Annotated in this window: 11 protein-coding genes and 1 pseudogene; 5 read left to right on the plus strand and 7 right to left on the minus strand. The window is 32.7% G+C overall.

Translation table 11 applies throughout. The features are described 5' to 3' along the window. From ACYSNW_RS13105 to ACYSNW_RS13130, 6 genes are all read right to left on the minus strand, one after another. Positions 1-3,845, minus strand: a 3,845-nt coding sequence (locus ACYSNW_RS13105; protein ID WP_461745185.1) for a prealbumin-like fold domain-containing protein, incomplete at its 3' end; no start/stop codon positions are given. A gap of 718 nt (positions 3,846-4,563) precedes the next feature. After that, on the minus strand, positions 4,564-6,273 hold the full coding sequence (locus ACYSNW_RS13110) for a metallophosphoesterase (RefSeq protein WP_461745186.1): 1,710 nt from the start codon (positions 6,271-6,273) through the stop codon (positions 4,564-4,566). A 672-nt stretch (positions 6,274-6,945) separates the two neighbouring features. Further along, the gene (locus tag ACYSNW_RS13115; RefSeq protein WP_461745187.1) at positions 6,946-7,251 is read right to left on the minus strand and encodes a response regulator transcription factor; all 306 of its coding nucleotides are present in this window, start codon (positions 7,249-7,251) and stop codon (positions 6,946-6,948) included. Positions 7,252-7,835: 584 nt separating this feature from the next. Further along, on the minus strand, positions 7,836-8,963 hold the full coding sequence (locus ACYSNW_RS13120; RefSeq protein WP_461745188.1) for a hypothetical protein: 1,128 nt from the start codon (positions 8,961-8,963) through the stop codon (positions 7,836-7,838). Next, a complete protein-coding gene (locus ACYSNW_RS13125; RefSeq protein WP_461745190.1) occupies positions 8,950-9,843 on the minus strand; it encodes an ABC transporter ATP-binding protein in 894 nt (297 codons plus the stop codon). The genes ACYSNW_RS13120 and ACYSNW_RS13125 overlap by 14 nt, the downstream gene beginning before the upstream one ends. A gap of 17 nt (positions 9,844-9,860) precedes the next feature. Then, complete coding sequence (locus ACYSNW_RS13130; RefSeq protein WP_461745192.1) at positions 9,861-11,159, minus strand: hypothetical protein; 1,299 nt, start codon at positions 11,157-11,159, stop codon at positions 9,861-9,863. A 283-nt stretch (positions 11,160-11,442) separates the two neighbouring features. On the opposite strand from ACYSNW_RS13130, the gene ACYSNW_RS13135 reads away from it, so the two are divergent. The 3 genes and pseudogenes from ACYSNW_RS13135 to ACYSNW_RS13145 all read left to right on the plus strand — a co-directional run bounded on the left by ACYSNW_RS13135 (position 11,443) and on the right by ACYSNW_RS13145 (position 13,164). Next, positions 11,443-12,039 (plus strand): TetR/AcrR family transcriptional regulator, encoded by a 597-nt coding sequence (locus tag ACYSNW_RS13135; RefSeq protein WP_461745403.1) that lies wholly within the window; start codon positions 11,443-11,445, stop codon positions 12,037-12,039. Between the two features lie 256 nt (positions 12,040-12,295). Next, positions 12,296-12,640 (plus strand): annotated as a pseudogene (locus ACYSNW_RS13140) (alpha/beta fold hydrolase); the annotation flags it as partial. 59 nt (positions 12,641-12,699) lie between these two features. Continuing rightward, complete coding sequence (locus tag ACYSNW_RS13145; RefSeq protein WP_461745194.1) at positions 12,700-13,164, plus strand: hypothetical protein; 465 nt, start codon at positions 12,700-12,702, stop codon at positions 13,162-13,164. A gap of 149 nt (positions 13,165-13,313) precedes the next feature. On the opposite strand, the gene ACYSNW_RS13150 is transcribed toward ACYSNW_RS13145, so the two are convergent. Beyond that, on the minus strand, positions 13,314-19,382 hold the full coding sequence (locus ACYSNW_RS13150) for a 5'-nucleotidase C-terminal domain-containing protein (RefSeq protein ID WP_461745195.1): 6,069 nt from the start codon (positions 19,380-19,382) through the stop codon (positions 13,314-13,316). Positions 19,383-19,806: 424 nt separating this feature from the next. Between ACYSNW_RS13150 and ACYSNW_RS13155 the strand changes: the two genes are divergently transcribed. Both ACYSNW_RS13155 and ACYSNW_RS13160 read left to right on the plus strand, forming a co-directional pair. Next, positions 19,807-19,956: a hypothetical protein gene (locus ACYSNW_RS13155; protein WP_461745197.1), complete on the plus strand. Its 150-nt coding sequence runs from the start codon at positions 19,807-19,809 to the stop codon at positions 19,954-19,956. Positions 19,957-20,126: 170 nt separating this feature from the next. After that, positions 20,127-20,888: a hypothetical protein gene (locus ACYSNW_RS13160; protein WP_461745198.1), complete on the plus strand. Its 762-nt coding sequence runs from the start codon at positions 20,127-20,129 to the stop codon at positions 20,886-20,888. Positions 20,889-21,211 lie beyond the last annotated feature (323 nt).

Here is a 21,211-nt window from a genome sequence, read left to right on the forward strand (position 1 = left end):
GGTATTTTCACAAAACCAAAGTCTAAGGTTAAATCATGTTCTCCGTCTTCTTCCAATAAGCGAGATGTGGCTTCCCAAGTAGATGAATCTTTTTCTAGGTCTCCTGCTACTTCTTTCGTTGGCTCATAGCCTTTTAATGCTTCAGATGATTTTTCACGATCTATTTTCACTGTATACGTATGACCTGCTGGTAAGTCTTTGAATTCATACCAACCTTTTGCATCGGTGATCGTTGGTTCTACATTATTTCCATATACGTCTTTGACAGGTTTACCCGTTTCGTCTGTTAAAACTAAGACGACCCCTGCTATTGGTTTGTCTGTTTCATCTTGTAACCCATCTTTATTTTCATCAAACCATACATAATCACCTACACGGACTTTTTTCGGTTCTTCTGGTTTTTCCGGTATTTTCACAAAACCAAAGTCTAAGGTTAAATCATGTTCTCCGTCTTCTTCCAATAAGCGAGATGTGGCTTCCCAAGTAGATGAATCTTTTTCTAGGTCTCCTGCTACTTCTTTCGTTGGCTCATAGCCTTTTAATGCTTCAGATGATTTTTCACGATCTATTTTCACTGTATACGTATGACCTGCTGGTAAGTCTTTGAATTCATACCAACCTTTTGCATCGGTGATCGTTGGTTCTACATTATTTCCATATACGTCTTTAACAGGTTTACCCGTTTTGTCTGTTAAAACTAAGACGACTCCTGCTATTGGTTTGTCTGTTTCATCTTGTAACCCATCTTTATTTTCATCAAACCATACGTAGTCACCTACACGGACTTTTTTCGGTTCTTCTGGTTCTTCATTTTTATCTAGTGGATCATTTTTAAACAATAAACGACTAATTCCTGTTGAACCATTCTCATCGACGGTTATCTTCATTGGCGTTGTAGACAACTTGTATCCTTTAGGTGGAACTGTTTCGGTAAGTAAATACTCGCCAGCTTCTTTTACCATAATACTTGTACCATCAGAATTTACTAGTTGGCCTTGTGAAATTCGAATTGAACTTGTAATAACATCATTTTCTTTTGTTAATTTAAAGCGAGCCACACCTTCTTCATCATCAATTAGCTTGTTGGTTTTGCTATCTACTTTAGTAATTGTGAGTGGGTAGCTATCCGGATCACGTACCGTAATAACTGCAGGTGTATCTCCTTTAATTAGGTTCGTGATTATTTTTCCTTTCTTTATCGATTCAGGATCTTTCAAACGTACTCTAAATCGAATAGAGATAGTACCAGAACCAAAAATCGACCCATTATTATTATCGATACTTAATCGACCTGATTCGTAAGAAACATGAACTTTACCGCCATTATTAGTATAGTCAGATACTGTATTCGATGGAGCAATCGCATTGTCTGCTTCATTAACTGAAAGCAAACCAACAAATTCTAGTTCTGCTGGAATCAAATCCTCAATCGGTAATATTTTCGTTGACTTAAAGTCCTCTTGTGGAATCAAATCGATTTTATAATTAAATTCTTTTTGTTTCGGAACACCATTTTGATCTAATTCTAATACATAATTTTTCTTATATTCAGTTGAATCAATTCCTGTTACTGTTTTTCGAACTAAAAGTTCTCCACCAATCGTTTCGCCAGAAGTTTGAGTCGTTGAAGAATAAGTAATTCCAGTATCTGTTCCCTCTAAAGTTGCTGAATTCTTAATCAATGATTGTGATTGTTCAATAATTGGAAAGGTAGTCAATTCTAGCGTTAGCTTCCAATAAGATTTTTTCATGTTTTCGGGCATATTTTTATCAAATTCAACAGTCAATACGCCATTTTCTAGTTTAGATGTAACATACTCATCAGCATTTTGATAGTTTCCTTCTGCATGTACCTTATAACCTTGACTTAAATCAAAGCTGGCTGTATCAAGTTCATCGGTCAAGATCGATTTAGAAAGATCAATTTTTTCTGTACTATAGTTTGGCACTTCAAATGTATAAAAAACTTTTAGCGGCTCGCCAATTACCGCATATTCTGGTTCAGTTCGATGACTTTTTTTGAATAATTGTTCATCGGTCACCGTATCTTGCCCTTTACGATCGATCACCGTCGTTTTTGTCGATGTTTGTTCTTTAAAATCATTGGCATTTCCTTCAACACGATTCGTAAATCCATAATAATCAAAAGCTTGGTTACTTCCCCATTCTTTGGTTATTTTTGAAATATCAGTGATCATCGCATCAATTGTAATTGTATAATTCTTAGGCTGTTTTCCTAAATTGATTGTAAAACCTGTCTCTGTTAGTTCATAATGACCAATTGTTTCATCTGTTGTATCAACAGTCCCCTCTTTAATAGAAAGTCCAGTCACTTTGATACTCTTATTATCTAATAAAACGCCTTCCGGCAGTATATCCGTTACAATAAAATTATCTGTGAGCGATTTTACGCCAGTTTCATTGAATTTGGTAAGATCAGCAGTAATTGTATAATGTAATGGAATCGGGATAAATTTACCATTTTCATCTTTTTTCACATAAGTTGTCGCATGATCCACTGATTTAGTCAGTATTCCTGAAGGGTAAGACATTTCTTTTTCACCAGTAACTTCAATAGTTTGTTGAATATTCCCTTCTTTTACTTCACCATTGATTGCAGCTTGGTTACTCAGAATTTGTTGAATACTTCCAGCTTTGCCATTTAATTCTTGATTAGCTAGTGTAGCATTGAGCTTTTCTTCAAAAATAGTTGGATTTGCAATTTTAGCTTTATAATTAATCGTTACTTTAGAATTAGCAGGAAGATTATACCCACTAATCGTAAATGTATTGTCCTTGATTGTTAAATAATCTAGGGGAATGATATTTTTTGTTCGATTCCAGCCCGCAGCATCCCATGTCTCCACGTACATTTCGAATGACGATGGGTCATAGACCAATAATTCGTCTAGTTGATCCGTAATATCTAATGGTGCTGCTACTGGCGTTTCAAGCGTGAGTGAATAATTTAATCGGCTTGTTCCAATTCTAGTAGAATTAACTTTTATTGTTTGTTTCTTCGTCTCTTCATCAAAAATTGATATGATTCCATCTAACCAGCCATTTGCACTTTTATTCGTATTTTTTTGAGTAATCACATTTTGTTGATCAGCCTCTTTTTTAATGAAAAGAATTTTTGACTCTTCGTTACCGTTCAGTTTCCATTTCAATTCATATTCTTTTGACTCTTCAATCGTTTTAATTGTTGCTTTGATTGTCAGTATCCCTTGCTCAGAACCATTTACTTCTTCATTGAATTGCACTATATATTTATTGCCATCACGGATTATTTTATAATTCACGCCATTTTGCAACTCTTGAAGATCGACAAATGTTGTATCGATATCAATTGTATAAGTTTTTCCATGAACTTTATCTAATTTGTATTTAAATTTATATTCAATTGTATTTCCATTAATTATTGGTGAATTTTCATCGGTATAAAAACTATTATCCGTTTCATTCACAGATTGTAACACCATTTTATTCGTAGAAACGAGCGTTTCATCATTAAGCGCTTCCTTAGTCGACCAATCAAATGAGTCCTTCTTAATAGCACTTTCATTTTTCTCATTTTCATCGCTTATTTGAATCCATTTTTCTTGTTCTGTTTGATTAACAGCTTTAGTTTTCTCAACTTGTTTATTCTCGTTTTCTTCAATAATTTGTTGTTTCTCAGGTTCTTCTGACTGTTTTTTTTCGAGTGGTTGATTCTTTTCTATTGATCCTACTTCAATTCCTTCAGCAAAAACCATCCCAAGCGGCATAAATACTTGTAAAACGAGTACAATGATTGCTATGATCACTGATACTTTTTTCAGTAATCGAAAGATACTTTTGTTCATTTAACTAACTCCTTGCATTATTATTATAAGTCAATTGTTATTTAAAATTTAATAACAATTGTTTCCCCAATTAGATACTTTACTTGGATTATTTATAAAAAACAAGATAATTGCTCGATTTTTTCTAATTTTTATCAAATTTATTTTTTATTTTTTTATAAGAAAACTAAAAAAAATAGTCTTTTCAAAAATAACTGTTCAATAAGTAATTTTTACTCATCTTTATTTGCAAAAAATGCACATTTCCCTATCTAATAACCCAGTATCCAAAAATTAATCTTTTATACGAATTAATCTACACTACGTAGTTTAATTATTTATTTTAACTAATTTAAAGACAATTTGATGGAAACAGTTTCTGATTGACTAATTGAAATAGGAAATGGCTGGATGAAACCTTTCTTCTTTTTATCTTAATAGGAAAACAACTAAATAAATATAAACTATTCAAAAAAAAATAAGACAATCAATCATAACAACGTTACAAAAACACTTTTATGTACTAATCGTTTATTTTCCAATGATTCTAGTTGTTACATGTTTGTTCTTAGTTGGTAAATATTTTGATACGTGATTTTTTTATTGGATGGTTCTTTGTTATTATGCATTTTTTTACTACCTCATTACTTTTTCTCTTTAAAAATATAATGGTATGATTTGTTCTGATTATTACAAAATGAGAAAACAGTACTTAGCAAAATTACTAAGTACTGTTTTCTCATTTTACTTCATTTATCAATTCCATCAACTCGATACCCGTATTCATCTTAGAATAAATCGAGCAAACAACAAACAATTTTTTTCCTGCAAATTCAACTATTTTATATCGCCCTGATGAAGCTGGGATACGATGATGTCCGTGAATAGCTCCAATAATATTATAGGTTTCAAAAAGTTTTTCAATTTTTGGTTCAGAGCACGTATACTCTTTGTTATAAGCTTTACTTTTGGGTGAAAGCAAACTTAATTCATTAAAGATTGGAGCATGAGAAACAATCACCGTTGGGATATCAAAGTCATTGGTTAATAGTTTCTTCAATGTTTTAAAAATAAATCGTTGTTGCTCTTTTTTTCGTTGCGTTAAAACAACTGGTACCGTCAAACCGATATAACGAATGCCTTCATAAATTAAACTTTCATTGTTTAATATTTTCATTTTTACAAATCTTTTTTCAAGTACTGTTTTTACACATTCATAATAATGCGCATCACCTACTGGTAAAAGATACCACGCATCGTCTGGATAACATAAAAGAGTTTGGAACCATTCTGTTTTAAAAAACGGACGCCAAATATCCCATTGTTCTCCCTCTTTATTGCGATTATCTGGAATCACATCGACCAGATCATGATTTCCTAACACATAAAGTCCTTGAATCTGTTCATCTGTTGCGTGAGAGTCTGAAATATTTCCGGCAAAAATATTAAAATAAGGGTTCGTAAACGGTAATTTCCCGTTATTTGTTTGAACATCAGAAACTACATTGACATGATTAGTATTATCAGTGGCATGAACATCTTCAAAGTATTTCTCTAATTCTTTCGGATTGACACTATGCGCTGTATAGTTTTTACGAACTTCTGATAATTCTTTGCCCACTTCGGAACGTAAAATAGGTTTGGTACTAGCAACAACTAATGCTTCTGTATAAGTCATTGATTCTTCTATCTTTTGCTTCACTTCTTGCGGCAACAAAGCTAATGCTGGCTGAATATCAGAAGCAATCGTTAAGCGACTGGACATTTCAGTTTCGACCAATCGTGTTTTCTGTTCATCATTTTCCAAAAATTGAGTCGTACGTCCATCTGTCATAATTGGCAAAGTTTTCGTTAACTGAACAACAAAATTCAAATATTCAGAAAGATAGGCTGAAATTCCTGTTTTGGCATTTTCACTAAATAGAAATTTTCCTGGTAAATTGGCAGAAAGGGGACCTGTTTCATCATGTTGCAGTAATCGTCCGAGAATTTGAATTTCAAATAAAGGATTTTGACGAATTTCTTGATACGCTTGAATGACTTCAAAAGAATGTTCATCTACACGCTGATTGGTCATTTGAAAAATACTGAGTTTTAAATACGTTTCTATATTCGGTTTATGAGCTTCAAGGTACTGATGAACAGCTTCTGGATGTAACAAATATTGAATCGCTGCTCGTTGAATGTAATTTCGTGCTGTATCATAAGGAATCGCTGAATAAACAAGATCTCCTCGGGATGAAATAGCCATCGTTTGGTCCCTTGTATTGTATGTCAATTGAAAATAATCATTTTTAAAAAGTGTCTTATTGATTGGACGACGCTTATTTTCTGGGTATAAGTCAAAACGTTGTGTTAAGTCTGTTGCCAACGTTTTTCCGGTTATTGATGGTGTCTTAATCGATTGTTTTTCAATAGGGAAAGATTTATCTGTTCTGTCTATTTTCATACTAATCCCTCGTTCTATTTTATGGATACCATTCATAGTTACTATTTTAGAGGTTCAAAATTCAGTTTTACTCAATTCATTTTACCACGATTATTGAATGGAGTGGAATAAAACTAAACTCAGATTACTTAATCATGCTAATTTTCTTGTATTTATTTTTGATGAAAAAAACACTTTGAGAACATTTACAAGAAGGCTATCATTTAGCAAATTAAGACAGTGTTTCTCTTTCCATTACAAAAGTAGTTTTATTTCTCTCTAAAGGTAGTTTCACTATGAAGCTTGTTCTGTCATCATTACTCTCAGCCTGTATTTCTCCTTTATGTAACTCAACGATTTTTTTAGTAATAAGTGTAATTTTTTTCTTTTTTTAATGATTTGATACAATTAAAATAATAACTGAAGTAACAATCAAAGTCACAAGAAACATCAGTTGTGAAAAGAATTTGAAATCGATCCAATTAAATTTACTTACTTCTACACCTGTTTAATCATCGAGATTAATTGTAATAAATGTCTGTTGTGCCCAATTCTCAAAAAAATGATTGCTAGATAATTTTACCCAACAGAAAATCAATAGTATCAAGCAAACACCACAGAAATAGACTATAATGATTTTTTTATTTTTATACATCACTCACATCCTCCACTCCCTAAACTGTTTTTATATAACTAATATCCTCTTCTATTTTTCATTTTTTGACGTAAATGTCTGATATGAGACATAATCGTATTATTTGCGCAATCATAATATTTTTCTCCCCAAACTGAATAAAAAATATCTTCAGATTTCAGTACAATACCTCGTTTGCTTAATAACAAGGATAAGATAGCGAATTCTTTCGGAGTTATCTCTATTGATTCACCATCTATTGTCACTTTATGATTATTTATATTTAAACTGATTCCGCCAAATTCAATCTTATCCTCTGCTCCATTTTTTAAATCCTCTACACTATACTCTTTGTAACGACGCAAATTGGCTTTTACTCGAGCAACTAGCTATAGAGGTTGAACCTCCGGGATCCGAGTATGTACGATGCTTCAACGAATCACTAGTTTCTTCTTAATTTATCTCAATAAGAAAGAAGTTCCGAAAATGACAAGAAACACGAAAGAAACCCTTTTGATGGTGAATGATTCCTACTGAGGGTGTTTCAAATTTTTGGTCACCAAGTAGGTATTGTGCAACATCCGTTCATTCACTGTGTTTTATAACAATTTCGACTTATTTTATAAGAAAGTGAGCAATTCACTTTCTTAGTCGGGCTTGTGGCTGAGACAAAAGCAAAAACCACTTTTGTTTTATCCTTTAAAACCGAACAAACGATGGTGCAAAAGAGCTACTCATCTACTTGAATATTTCGCTTCGAAAAGAAAAATACAATCAAACATTCCTATGTCACATCTGAAGTGCTACCGAATTTTTGCAAATGTTCAATTCCAATAGAACTTGAAAAGAAGTTGCTTTTATAAAAAAAATTCATTTTATTTTTAAGTAATCAAAAAAGATTCACTCTGCCTTGTAGACATGAGTGAATCTCTGTTTAGGACATACTTTTTCAGGTTTTATTTTCGTTCATAGTTATTTTATCCTTTATTGTTTTTTTTACGATCAAACCTAAAAAAAACGCTACAACCACTAACACGATCATTCCTTTAGCAAATATTTTTAAAGGCTCACTTAAGTATGTCACATTCAAATTAGAAAGATAATAAAATGGAATATATTCAACAAAAGTTGCCTGTATTTTTAAAACGTCTAAGGCAACAGTTGGAAGAGCAAAACATATAGTAGTAAGAATCAGGACTAATAAACTACTCTTTGTTGTTAACGATAAACTAACCATGAAAAACAGTACGATAATTGACCAAATAATTGCAAAGAGAAACATCATGAGCAAATATTGCCACAAAAAAAGGATGGATGAGCGATCAAAAACGATTGGATAGGTTAGATTTCCAATATCTTTCGATAAAAACCAAGAAATGAAAAAATTGATAGCAGTCAATACCGGTATCATTACAATCACTGACAAAACTGCTAATTGTATTTTGGTTTGAATGAACCTACTTCTTTTGTATGGCTGAGTGAAAAGAAGATTCATATTAGTGTATTCATATTCACTGCATAAACAATCAAAGAAAAGAAAAATAAACAATAAAAGAAATACCAATCCCGATCCATTTTCAAAAAAAAGTTGAGTGCTATTCATGGCAGAAAGTTTAGCTTGATATCGGATAGGTTGAATCTTATGTTTCAATAAATAGTTATCTTGTTTGATCGTTTCAGTTATTTTTGATTCATTTACATTGGTTGGTGGAGTCATACCAAGGTCAATCAGTTGTGAAATTGCTTCTTGATAGGTAATGGATCCTTTGATTGCTCGCTGCCACTCTCCATTACTTATCCCAATATATTCTTCGTTCAATCCTTCTATGGCTTGCTGATATAATGGAATTTGTTGTTTCGTTACTTCTGTTATATCAGATTCTTGTAACTGAATAAGAGTATCATTTAAATTCTTATAGATCATCGATGATTCTGCAATGTACTTTTCGCTTTCTTTGTTATGCTCGTAATTTTTAAATGAACTAAAACTCATAGTACTCAATAAAACAAGTAAGAGAATAACTCTGTTCTTAGAATTTTTACGCCATTTTTTCCATTCAAATTTAAGTAATGTCATTAGTTGTACCTCTAAATAAATCAAAATATATATTTTGTGTACTTTCTTTATTTACTGAACAATCATGGATCTCAATTTGCTTCTCATTACAGAACTGGATAAACATCTCGTATTCTGTAGGCGATAAAGAAACACTTATTTTTTTCTCAGCTATTTTTTCATGCTCTAGGTCATTTTCCTGAAAAAAATCGACTGTTTGATCGATTGCTTCTAGCACAAAAGTATATTCTAATTTAAACTGCTGGTATTCTTTCGAAGAAATCAATTCTCCTTCATGGAGGAAAAGAATATTATCTGTCAAACGGTCAATTTCATCTAAATTGTGAGAAGAAAATAAAATCGTGCTTCCTCTCCTGTATAACTCTTTTAAAATCGTCCTGACTTTCATCACACTAGAAGGATCCAACCCATTCAATGGTTCATCTAAAATGATCAACTTTGGATCTGGTAGCACTGACATCGCAAATAATAGATGTTGTTTCATACCTAAAGAGTAATTCTTCACTTTTTTATTTAAATAATCAGTCATTCCTAATGATTCGGTAACAGAACTTATTGTATCAGTTGAAAGATTATGTACTGATCGAACAAACTCTAAATGATCATAACCTGTTAAATCTAGATAAAGAACTGAATTGTCTTGAAGATAGGTCACTTTTTCAAAAATCATTGGATCTGTGTGCGGTTTGTCTAAAACAAAAATCTCTCCGTCATCTGGTCGTTCAATATTTGTTAAAATATTTAATAAGGTTGATTTTCCCGAACCATTTGGTGCAACTAATGCTAATATAGTAGGTTCATGTATCTCAAAACTTATATTATTCAAAACGCAATGATCGCCAAAGTACTTAGAAATATTGTTGATACTAAGTATACTCATATCCCTCTCCTCTCTTTTCAACTACACATTCTCTTCATAAAAACTAGTAGGTTACCCAAGAATAAACAAGCATTCAGTATAATCAAACTAATAATGCCTTTTGTATAGTGAATCTTTCTATTATTCGTCATTTTTAAAAGATTATTTCCTGAATAATAATCGATATTTTCGGGATAAAAAATCGATGTATAACTAATGAAACTATCGTTCTCATTATCCGAAATGCCATACGATCTATTTATTTCATCAATAGGGACATAACTATTCCCAATGACTACTTTACTCGGTGAGTAGTAAAGTAATGGTTGCCAAGCAGTGATTTCTTTTAGAGGCTGGGGTACAGCCTGTGCACTCATTACTGATATCAGCGTTAATAAAAAAACACCTACAAAAACACTAGTGAAGCTTTTTTTGATAAATGAAAACAGACATTGAACAATTAAATAACTAAGACTAAGATTTAATAAAAATAAGCCGGAAACAATAACTAAATACCGCGAAACTTGAATAAGTTCAAAACAATCGAGCGTATCTGCATAAGTCACTAACGGATAAGTCAATTGGCGAACTTTTCCGAAAACAGAGGCTAATAATGCACCAAAAATAAGCAGAATGACGTAATATAAAAGTGATCGAGTCATAAATTCAAGATAATCTACTACAAAAATCACTTTTCTAGATAATGGTTGTGTAGCAAACAATCGATACTTTTTCATCTCACGGTTTTTTAACTTTTGAAAAGAAAATAAAAAGATAAAATAGACGATACCAATCACACTCGTCACATACAAACTCATAGATACCAAAAAGGTAGCCGTATTCGTTCCATAGCGAATAGAATCAGGAGTAATATTTTGTTCGATCAATTTATTATTCAATAGCTCTTTTCCTTTTATATACTCACTAGGAAGAAATCCATATTCAGTAATCGGATCACTGGTTTCAATATTACTAACTAATTCAATTTCATAAAAGTGTTTAAATTCTTGATTTTCAATTTTCAGTAATCCCAAATAGTTATTTAAACGAAACATAGATATAGTGCCCAACTCATTCTCACTTGCTTCAAAAATACCTTTTTTAATTTTAGGCGTACTGTCCCATTCGCCAGTATTTAAACTTTCTTGCCAAGAATTCGCATCCTTTTCTCTCAAATTGTATTGCTTTTCTCTATATGTTTGTTCTTGTTGGCTCATGACCGAATTAAAAATAAATAACATGATAATCAAAAAGAATGGTACTACCAAAAGTATTTTTCTCGTTTGATCGTTTTTCCTTAGTTTTCGATCAAACTTAATATAATCACTGAACCTCATTGATGCACCTTCTCTCAATACGCTTGTACTTTGAAATAGTAATATAAGTTACTTTATATTACTAAATTAATTAATATATCATTATCATAGCTTGTATAAAAGGAAAGTTCAATCGATTTCTCAACAAAAAAATCATCTATTCCCCAAATGTTTATTATTTAATTTTTAGTTTTGCATTTTTAAATTTATTTCTACACAATTATTACTTATATGATATTATAAAACCGACTAAGGTCTGTTTGCTTTATTTTGGAGGCTAAAACAAACGAAAAAAGATGACATTATAAAAGTAGCCCTACAATTATTTTTAGAAAAAGGTTATGAAAAAACAACGATCACGGATATTATGAAAAAAACAAATTTATCTAAAGGCGGGATGTACCATCACTTTTCTTCTAAAGAACAAATCTTAGAAGTAGCTTTAAAAAAAGCTCTTCTAGAAGAATTAGAAGCGCTTGATATTGCCCTAAATAGTTGTAATACATTGGCAAGTAAATTTACCTTGCTCTTTGCTCCTGCCCTAGCACAATCTAATTATGTCAAAATTTTTACGCAATTCACAAGAAACCAAAAAAAATCTCTTATTTATTATAAAATCAGAGAAATTGCAAGCGAATTTTGGTTTGAGCCCTTGAAAAAATTACTTTTAGAAGGGCTAGATGATGATACTTTCTCATTTGAAATCAACTATATCGATCAAATCACTCGTTTATTGTATTTATATGGTGATGATATTATTTTTAGAACGCCAAATGACGAGATGAAAACAACTTATTTAGAAAAAGAATTTGCCGCATTTGTTTACAATGTGACCGTTTTAGTTCATGCAAAAGAAGCTTTTGTAAAAGAATTTGAAGAGAAAATATTTTCACTCATATAAAAATCAGTAATTAATTGTTAGGAGAAAAAATGCTACTTATCTTTTTAAAAACTATTGGGATCTTTCTTATGATCATTATTCTTATACTTATTATTTTCGGTATCATCAAAGGAAGAGGCGCACCTGTTAAATTATCACCTACTAAAAATGAAAACAAACCTAATGAATCATTTTCAATACGAGAAAAAATAAACATAAATGACTCAGAACAGTATGTCTTTATCACAAGTGAAATAAGAAAAATCCAGTTTTACTATTTTTACACGGTGGACCCGGTTCTCCAGAAGTTAGCATGCATAGTTTCAAATTCGATGAACGTTTAGAAAAAAGATTTACTGTCTGTTATTGGGAACAGCGAGGAGCTGGTCTTAGTTATAATGCTCGTTTATCACCAGAAAAAATGACGCTGGACGTAATGATAAATGATACGATCGCGATAACTGAACATCTTTTGAAAAGATTTGGTAAAGAACAGATTTATATTATGGGGCATTCGTGGGGGAGTTTTTTAGGTGTCAAAGTGATTCAAAGAAAGCCAGAATACTATAAAGCTTATTTTGGGATAGGCCAAATATCACATCAAAAAAATCTGAGCTATTAGCTTATGATCACATGATAAACTATGCAAAGTCTATTAACGATACAAAAGCAGTTAAGTCATTGAACAACTTTGACCCTGATAGTGCAGATTTTCCTTCAAATAAATACATGGTGTCAACTCGAACAAAATATATGAATAAATATGGTATCGGTGTGAAACATGAGAAAAATTTTCGGATGACCAAACTTTTGTTGGATATTCTTTTATTTCCAGGTTATTCTCTTTTAGATTTTGTTAAATTTGGTTTGGGAAGTTCATTTTCAATGAATTTGAATACTATTTATCTAAACGAAAATCTGATGGAAACTAGTATAGATATAGAGGTTCCAGTATATATCATGCATGGCCGATATGATCACCAAGTTTCTTATGATTTAGCTAAAAAATATTTAGATAAAATTCAAGCAACTAATAAGGCGTTCTACTCATTTGAAAATTCGGCTCACTCTCCTAATTTTGAAGAAACAGATAAATTTCTTGCTATTGTATTTTCATTGTTGGATAAACATGAAAACTATTGTTGATTTACTTAGGTCAGTTGGAGAACTAATAAAACTATCGAATCGAAACAAAAGAAGGTCGGGACAGCTATGACTGTCCTGACCTTCTTATTTTACGACTAAAATAAGTTTCATTCGATTTTATATGGAATCAAATCTTAAATCTATACTATTTATGCTGCATCTTCATCAAATTTTCTTCTAAAGATAAAGACGCCTGTTGTAGCTAATAGAATGACACCAAGTAAACCATATACTTCTGATTCTTCACCCATTTTCGGATAATTTTCTGTCGGTTTTTTAGTTGTTCCTGACGGTTTTTCCGTGCTAGTTGAGGTTTTCTTGACTAATTTCTCTTTCATTGATTTCAATGCGATTTCACTTGTAGCTAGTTGTTCACGAGTAATATTGTTTTCTTTAGATTTAGCTTTTTCAAGCAATTCTTGCGAAGCAGTCAATTGTTCCTTAAATGGCTTCCAAGTTGCTAGAGTATAATCTGTTTCTTTTAATTCTTCACTTTCAGCAACTAGTTTTTGCAACGATTCGATTGAAATTAGTTTTTCTTTCGCAGCTGTTTTTAGCGTTACCAATGCTGTTTTTGCAACTTCTTCATTTTCAGCTTTCAACGCTGCTTCCGCTTTGGTCAAATCTTCTTTGAAATCTACCCAACTATGCGCTGTATATTTTTTCTCTGAAGCTTTATATTCTGCTATCGCTGCTGCTAATTTTTCTTGTTCTATTGTTTCTGAAGATGTCTCTTTTTTCACTAGCTTTTCTGCTGCATTATTTAATTCTATCAATGCAGACTCAGCAATTTGTTCATCTTTCAATTGTAATGCCGCTTCCGCTTTGGCTAATTCTGGTTGGAAGATTGCCCAACTTTCATCTGTATAAGTTGTTCGTTCATCTTTATACTTTTTGATTGCAGCTTCCAGAGCGTCTTGATGCTCTGTTCCTGCCTCAGCCATTTTTTCTGGAATAATTCGTTGGTAAGGGAACTTTTCACTATAATCTTCTAAACTATAGTGTGAGGCTACTAACGGTACAACTCTTGCTATCCTATTCGTACTAATTGCTTGTAAGAATTCTGTGAAGATTACATCCATTGAAGGGCCTTCTTCACGTTGTCCTCCTAACATTGTATAGCCGTCCCCACCAGCAGCTAAGAAATCATTGGTTGCCAATTTATAAACTTGTTCTTCTTTGATTTCTTCAAATTCGCCTTTTTTATTCTTGATTTTAATTGACCACACGCGTTCGCCTGCTTGGTTATCTTCGGCTTTATTTCCAGCTCCTGTTCGGTTTGGATCATAACTTAGTTTAACCGAATTAGACACTTGTAGGAAACCACCATTTCGTCCAAGTAAAGGCATCTTTGTTGTTTCGTCTATAATCGGTTGTCCGTTTTCATCTTTTTGAATATCGGAACGTAAAGAGTATTCAAACATTTCTTTTAGTTGTTTCCCAGTCACATCGATTTGTGCAATCGTGTTTCCAAATGGTAGCACGGCTAAAATATCGCCTTTCGTTACTTTCCCTTGATTGATACTTGTACGAATGCCGCCACCGTTAATGACTGCTAGATCAGTTTGACCATTTGTAAAACCAGTTTGACCGTAGTCATAAAGAGCATCCGCAATAATATTACCAAGATTTGTTTCACGGGTACGTCCATAAGCACCATCACCTTCTAGGAAGACTGGATTATTTTCTAAGACTACTTCATTCATTACTACTTCAAAGCGACTGACCGTATCATCTACGATTGCTTTGACTTCTGGATTTTCAGCAACTTCTTTAAAGTCAACAGCTGGAACTAGCTCCGCTTTAAACGTCGATGTTTCTCCGTTATAAGAAACAGTGATCATACCAACATTATTTAAATAGTTGCCTGTTTGTGCTAGTAATACATTACCAAATTGTTGCCCTTCTTTCAGTGCGCTATGAGAATGACCATCTAAAACGACGATTTTTTCTTTCGGATATGCCTCAGATAATTCTTTTGCTAACGTATCCCCGCGCCATTCCGTTGGCGTTGTTTTATCGATTCCTAAATGAGCGACAAAGATAAATGCATCAGCTTGTCCTTTCAATGAATCGATCATCTCTTTGGCTACAGGGATCGGCTCTTTAAACGTAACATCTTTGACATTTTTCGGATGTGTTTTAAACGCTGTTTCAGGGGTTGATAAGCCAATCAAAGCAAATTTCTTGCCCTCTTTTTCTACAATTTTATAGGGTTCAAATGACGATTGACCTGTTTTTTCAACATTAGCTGAAATCATTGGTAAAACCTCTTTATAAGCCATTGCACGATCATAACCAAAATCAAATTCATGGTTTCCAACGCCAACAGCATCATAAGGCATCAAACTCATCGCCTTTGCCATATCCATCCCTTCGCTAAAGTTTGAGACAGCTAATCCTTGCATGGAATCTCCAGCATCGATCATCAATGTCGGCTGTTTGGTATCTTTGTATGTTTTTAATTTTGCTAAACCAATTGCTTTATTCTTTTCATCGTATTGCATCCGGCCATGCATATCATTCGTATGCAAGATACTAAAGCTAAAGTCTTCTGTTTGAGCTTCCGATTTTTTAGAGATAATTCTTGAATAAGGAAGTTCTTCAGCATAGGTTGCTAATTCTTTGGTAGATAAATTCGTTAAATAGTCCATAAAGACTTCATCCATAGATGGACCTTGTTCTACTGGTTTGCCAGCTAACATTGCATAACCGTCACCACCAGCAGCTAAAAAGTCATTCGTAACCATGTTGTAAGTGACATCATCTTTTCTAGGAACTTCTACAAATTCACCAGATTTATCTTTGATTTTAATACTTGTTACCCGTTTACCTGCAATATTATTTTCAGGTTGAGCGCCTTCTAGATTCGAATCATACGTCACTTTGATAGAGTCAGATACTTGTAAGAAACCACCATTTGCCCCTAATTTAGGCAAACCGTTTTCGTCTAAAATAACTGAACCGTCTCCATTTGTAGCATGGATTGAACGTAGTGAATGCTCAAACATGGCATAAACTTCATTTCCAGTCACTTTGATTTGAGAAACAGTATTTCCAAATGGCATTACACCAACGATATCCCCTTTTGTTACTGTTCCAGGTTTGATCGTTTGTCGAATACCACCACCATTCATAATGGCAAAATCAGAAGCTTCTTTAAAGCCAGTCTTACCGTAAGCAAGTAAGGAATCACCGATTACATTTCCTAAGTTAGTTTCACGGCTACGTGCATTTTCGCGTTCTCCATTAAAGGTAATTTGATTATCTTCTAAAACAACAGCTGACATTTCTTTGTCAAAATTCTCTTTTGCTGTTTTAACGATTGCTTCTACTTCCGGATCTGGTGTTAAATCTTTTAATTCTGAAAAAGGATGTAGTATAGCTTTTGTTTCAGTTTTATCATCGGTATATTTTCCAGTCATCATCCCAACATTGTTTAAGTGATTACCAGTTTGACCGATCAACACATTTCCTTCATGAATCCCTTCTGGTAGTGCTGTATGAGAATGTCCATCCGCAATAAAGATTTTTTTATTTGGGAAATTCTTCGCTAATTCTTTCGCTAAATAGGTACTTGTTTCATCTTCTACTGTTGTTTCATCGATCCCTAAATGTGTCATGAATACAAAGTAATCTGCTTTATCTCCAATTTCGTTAATTACATCAATTGCGACTGGAGCCGGTTTAGCAAATGTAACTTTCTCTACATTATTTGGATGTGTTTTAACTGTTGTTTCTGGTGTCGTTAGACCAATCAAAGCAAATGATTGTTTCTTTCCATTCACTTCTTTATCAACAATAGTGTACGGTTTGAATGGTCTAGTTTTATCCTCTTTATAAAAAATGTTGGCTGAAACAATTGGAAAGTTCAATTCTTCTTGATATTTCAATGCTGTTTCTAAACCAAAATCAAATTCGTGATTTCCTAAAGTCATCGCATCGTAACCAACCGCATTCATTGCTTTAACCATGTCCATCCCTTTAGCATAATTAGAAATTGGCAATCCTTGCATAGCATCTCCAGCATCTACTAAAAGAGTTGGTTTTTGATTATCTTTAAAAGTTTTAACACGCCCTAAACCAATTGATGGACTATACTTATCTTCTAAATACTCCATTCGACCATGCATATCATTGGTATGCATAATTTTCACGGTATTTTTATCCGTTAAATATTCGTCTGGAATTAATCCTTTTTCAATCAAGTCATTGATATTTATTTTCTTGACATTTGGCGTCCGACCATCTGCAGAAGATTCAATTTCAAACCCAGGTGTTCCAGCTTTGATTTGTTCAATCACATATTCACGTGCTGGATGATCCAAATCAGCTCCGATAATCTCAAAATTCTTTTCTATTTCTGATTCAGGTGAGATTGTACCTTTTTCTTTGATATAATTAACAATTTCGCCACGTAAAGTAACTGGATCTGATTCATAGTAAGGTACTGGATTAACCAACCCTTCGCCAACTAGTCCTTCAAATCGATAATTGTTCATTGCAATTTTAAAGGTTTGATCATCACTTACTGGATTTCCTTTAAAGGTTAACTCTTTGATTCTTGATCCTTCTGGTTGCGAAATATCAATTTTATAATTCACACCAGAAATAATATCATAGTTATAGACACGAATATTCGAATTAAATGCAATTGTTAAATCACCTTCAGCATATTGTTGATAGTATGCACCTTGTTTTTCCAAATACGTTTTTAATTGCGCACCTGTCATCGTTGTTCCAACCAATGTATTTGGATATTTATAAATATTGAAAACATCTGAATACTTGATTGGACCTTCATTTAACCGACTATCTGCTTTAAATAAAGCCGCGGAACCTAAATCAGCTTCGGTTACTTTCATTTGAACATTATTGATCAATGAAATCATTGCTGTTGGTTGAATTTGTGCTTCTGGAATTCCCGGAATTCGTTCAGTCGGTAAGAAATCACCACTTGCAGTTCCAACGACTCCATTAACATACTCTTGTGTTTTTTCATGTGCTTCTTTTGTTGCTTCCTTAACCGCTTCATCTCCAGCCACACCTTTTACTGAAATCGTCGTTGGTGTAGATTGTGCTACAGTCCATTTCGCATCCGTTGCATCTTCAGATTTCTCTAAATCTAAATCAATTTTAACCACACCTGAACCAGTATCCTTAACCGCTGCCACTGGTTTTTTGTTTCCATCATTATCGGTAATATGCTCAGAAAATTCGCGATGATCATGTCCTAAAACAAAGGCATCAATTTCAGGAACTTCTTTTATCACATTGCGCGCTGCTGCGCCTGGATCATCATTATCTAATCCGGCATGAATTGCTGCAACAATAACATCTGGTTTTTCTGTCGCTTGTAAAATTTGTACTTGTTTTTTGGCTTCTTCATTTAATGGTTTAAACTCTAAATGAGAAACTTTATCTCCGTCCCACATCACTACATGGGGAATTGTTAATCCAATAACCGAAACTTTAACTCCATCGATGACTTTTGTTTCCGTTGCTTTAACAAAATTGGTATTTGTTCCTTTTAAATAAGTATTTGCTGATAAAAGCGGAAAAGTTGCTTCTTGTTCCACTTTTTTTATTAAATCCGTGCCAAAATTGAATTCATGGTTCCCTAATGCCATTGCATCATAACCAATCGTGTTCATCGCTGCAATTACTGGATGAGTAACATTTTGAAGGCTTGCTTGCGAACTATATAAATCATCAGTTAATAGAGTGCCTTGTAAGTTATCTCCAGCATCAACTAAAATCGTATTAGGATTTTTTGCTCGTTCAGTTTTAACAACTGTACCGATTTTTGCAAAACCAAGATCTGCCGCTTTATTATCTTCATACGACCAATCCCAGATATTTCCATGAACATCAGAAGTTCCTAAAATAGTTAATTTTTTAGTTTCTTTAGTCTGCTCCTTTTCTGGCTGATCAGCTTTTGGAGTGACTTTTACTGGTTGTTCTTTTGTTTGTGAGATATCAGTATCTTTATTTTCAATTTGAACATTTTCAGTTACTTTCTCTGATTCATTTTGCTCTATATTTGCTGTTGAATCTGGTTCACTTGTTTTTTCTGTATCTTGTTGATTTTTCACTTCTATTGTACTTTCAGGCAATTGCGTTTCAGCAAAAGCTGAAATTGGCGGACTCACCGTTCCCAAAACTAACAAAAGTAACGCTGAAACATTAAACGATTTTAACCATGATTTCTTCTTCACCCTATATCCCCCTAACTTTTCTTCAACACCAAACCATTTTCTAACTCCGTATATAGAAAATATACTATAATACCTCTTCTATTCTAACAAAAAAATGTAAAAGTTTCATAAAAAATACGTAAATTTTATGGAATTATCATTTAAAACGTTCGTCTTTCAGAAAGAAAAAAATTTTTTCAGTAAAAAAGAAAATGATGAAAAAAGCGAGATGAAATTTTTCTTAAATAATAGCACTTCTTTTTAATGAAAAATGCACAGGTCATCGACTATTAATTTTCTTTTTTATGATAAATTAATAAAATTAACTATCTTAAACCATTTCATAGATTTGATAAAAAACAAAATATATGCTAGAATACATTTAGGAATTTCGTTATGAACGTTATCGTTGCCTTTCGTCAATACAGAGAAAGGAGAATGCTATATGACATTCAATAACAAAAAATTAGAGTACCGTGTAACTTTAGATACTAACTTAAATCTATTTGTTGTTTTTGCTAAAAACGATGAAAACTTAGTTGCTACAGGTACTACAATTGAAAAAGCAGTACAAGAATTAGAAAAAATTTCATAAGGAGTGACACTCTCTATTGGACGATTACTGTTCGTACTGAAAGCACCTACTGTGGGAAAATAGTAGGTGCTTATTTGTTGTTTATTTTCTTGCCACAGAAGATAAAACTTATTTTAGACTATATTAATAATTATTCTCATATATACAATTAAAGGAGTTGACTTAAGTCAATGAAAAAAATATTTTGTAAAAAGTTTGTTTGGATTTTTTGTTTATTCATGATCAGTGGTTGTGCTGATAAAGATAAGGAAGCCAATCAAACCGAAACTAGCGAATCCTGGATTACATTAGATAGTACGACTGTCGAAGCAGATGAAAACGGCCAATTTCAACTAACAGGGAAAGCGAATTATAGTGGTTTTTCCGCTAAGGTTGGAGTAAAAGATATTCATGATAACATTTCTTACTCAAAAAGAGGTATCTTAAAAATTGATGATGATGGAACATTTATTTGGAGAAATATTTATACTGACGGTAACTCTCCGAATATGCCTGTATCATTTTATAACTATAAAGAAAAAGAAAAACCTGAATTCCAAATCAATGTTGACTATAGTAAATTGATTGCCAAAAGAGAAGAAGATGCCGCAATTAAGGAAGAAATTAGACAAAAAATGCCTAATATATTAGAAGAAATTATTAAAACAAGTGAAACTCCTATTATTCAAATCACCAATAAATCCAAAAATTATTCAAGTTTAGTCGTGACAGTCCCTCTAGATATAAAGTATGAAACGAATGGAATGAAAAAAAAATACATGGATTCTGCTGGTTTCTATATTCAAGAACAAATAGCAGATAAGCTTTATCCTTTAAAAAAAAATGCACCATATTTGACTTTTAAATATGAGAAAACCAATGAATTTTTAGGAGCCTCAGAGTTTTTCATTAGAAATAGATTTAGTTTATATGATAAAGATACAAATTACTAGATAAGTTGGTCAAAAGCGATTAGCTCAATAAACCGATTAGGTACAATATATTATTGAATCACTATGTTTTTCATGATTTATCGTAATAAGAAAGAATTTCAGAAAATAATAAGAAATGCGAAAGATTTCCTTTTGATGTTGAACAATTCCTACTCGGTATCTTCAAATTTTTGGTAACTGAGTAGGTATTATGCAACATTAGTTCATTTCATTCGCTGTATGTTAAAACAATTTCGATTTATTTCCGAGAAAACTGCTTTTGCACCATCACCCCTTTGCTCAGTTTGAGCAGATAGAACAAAAGCAGTACTTATGTCCATTTG

It is taken from the genome of Enterococcus sp. LJL99 (assembly GCF_054871725.1).

Coding starts and splice junctions, on each gene's coding strand:
- ACYSNW_RS13120 (WP_461745188.1), bottom strand. CDS start 8,963: ATGACATTACTTAAATTTGAATGGAAAAAATGGCGTAAAAATTCTAAG.
- ACYSNW_RS13160 (WP_461745198.1), top strand. CDS start 20,127: ATGAAAAAAATATTTTGTAAAAAGTTTGTTTGGATTTTTTGTTTATTC.
- ACYSNW_RS13110 (WP_461745186.1), bottom strand. CDS start 6,273: ATGAAAATAGACAGAACAGATAAATCTTTCCCTATTGAAAAACAATCG.
- ACYSNW_RS13125 (WP_461745190.1), bottom strand. CDS start 9,843: ATGAGTATACTTAGTATCAACAATATTTCTAAGTACTTTGGCGATCAT.
- ACYSNW_RS13155 (WP_461745197.1), top strand. CDS start 19,807: ATGACATTCAATAACAAAAAATTAGAGTACCGTGTAACTTTAGATACT.
- ACYSNW_RS13130 (WP_461745192.1), bottom strand. CDS start 11,159: ATGAGGTTCAGTGATTATATTAAGTTTGATCGAAAACTAAGGAAAAAC.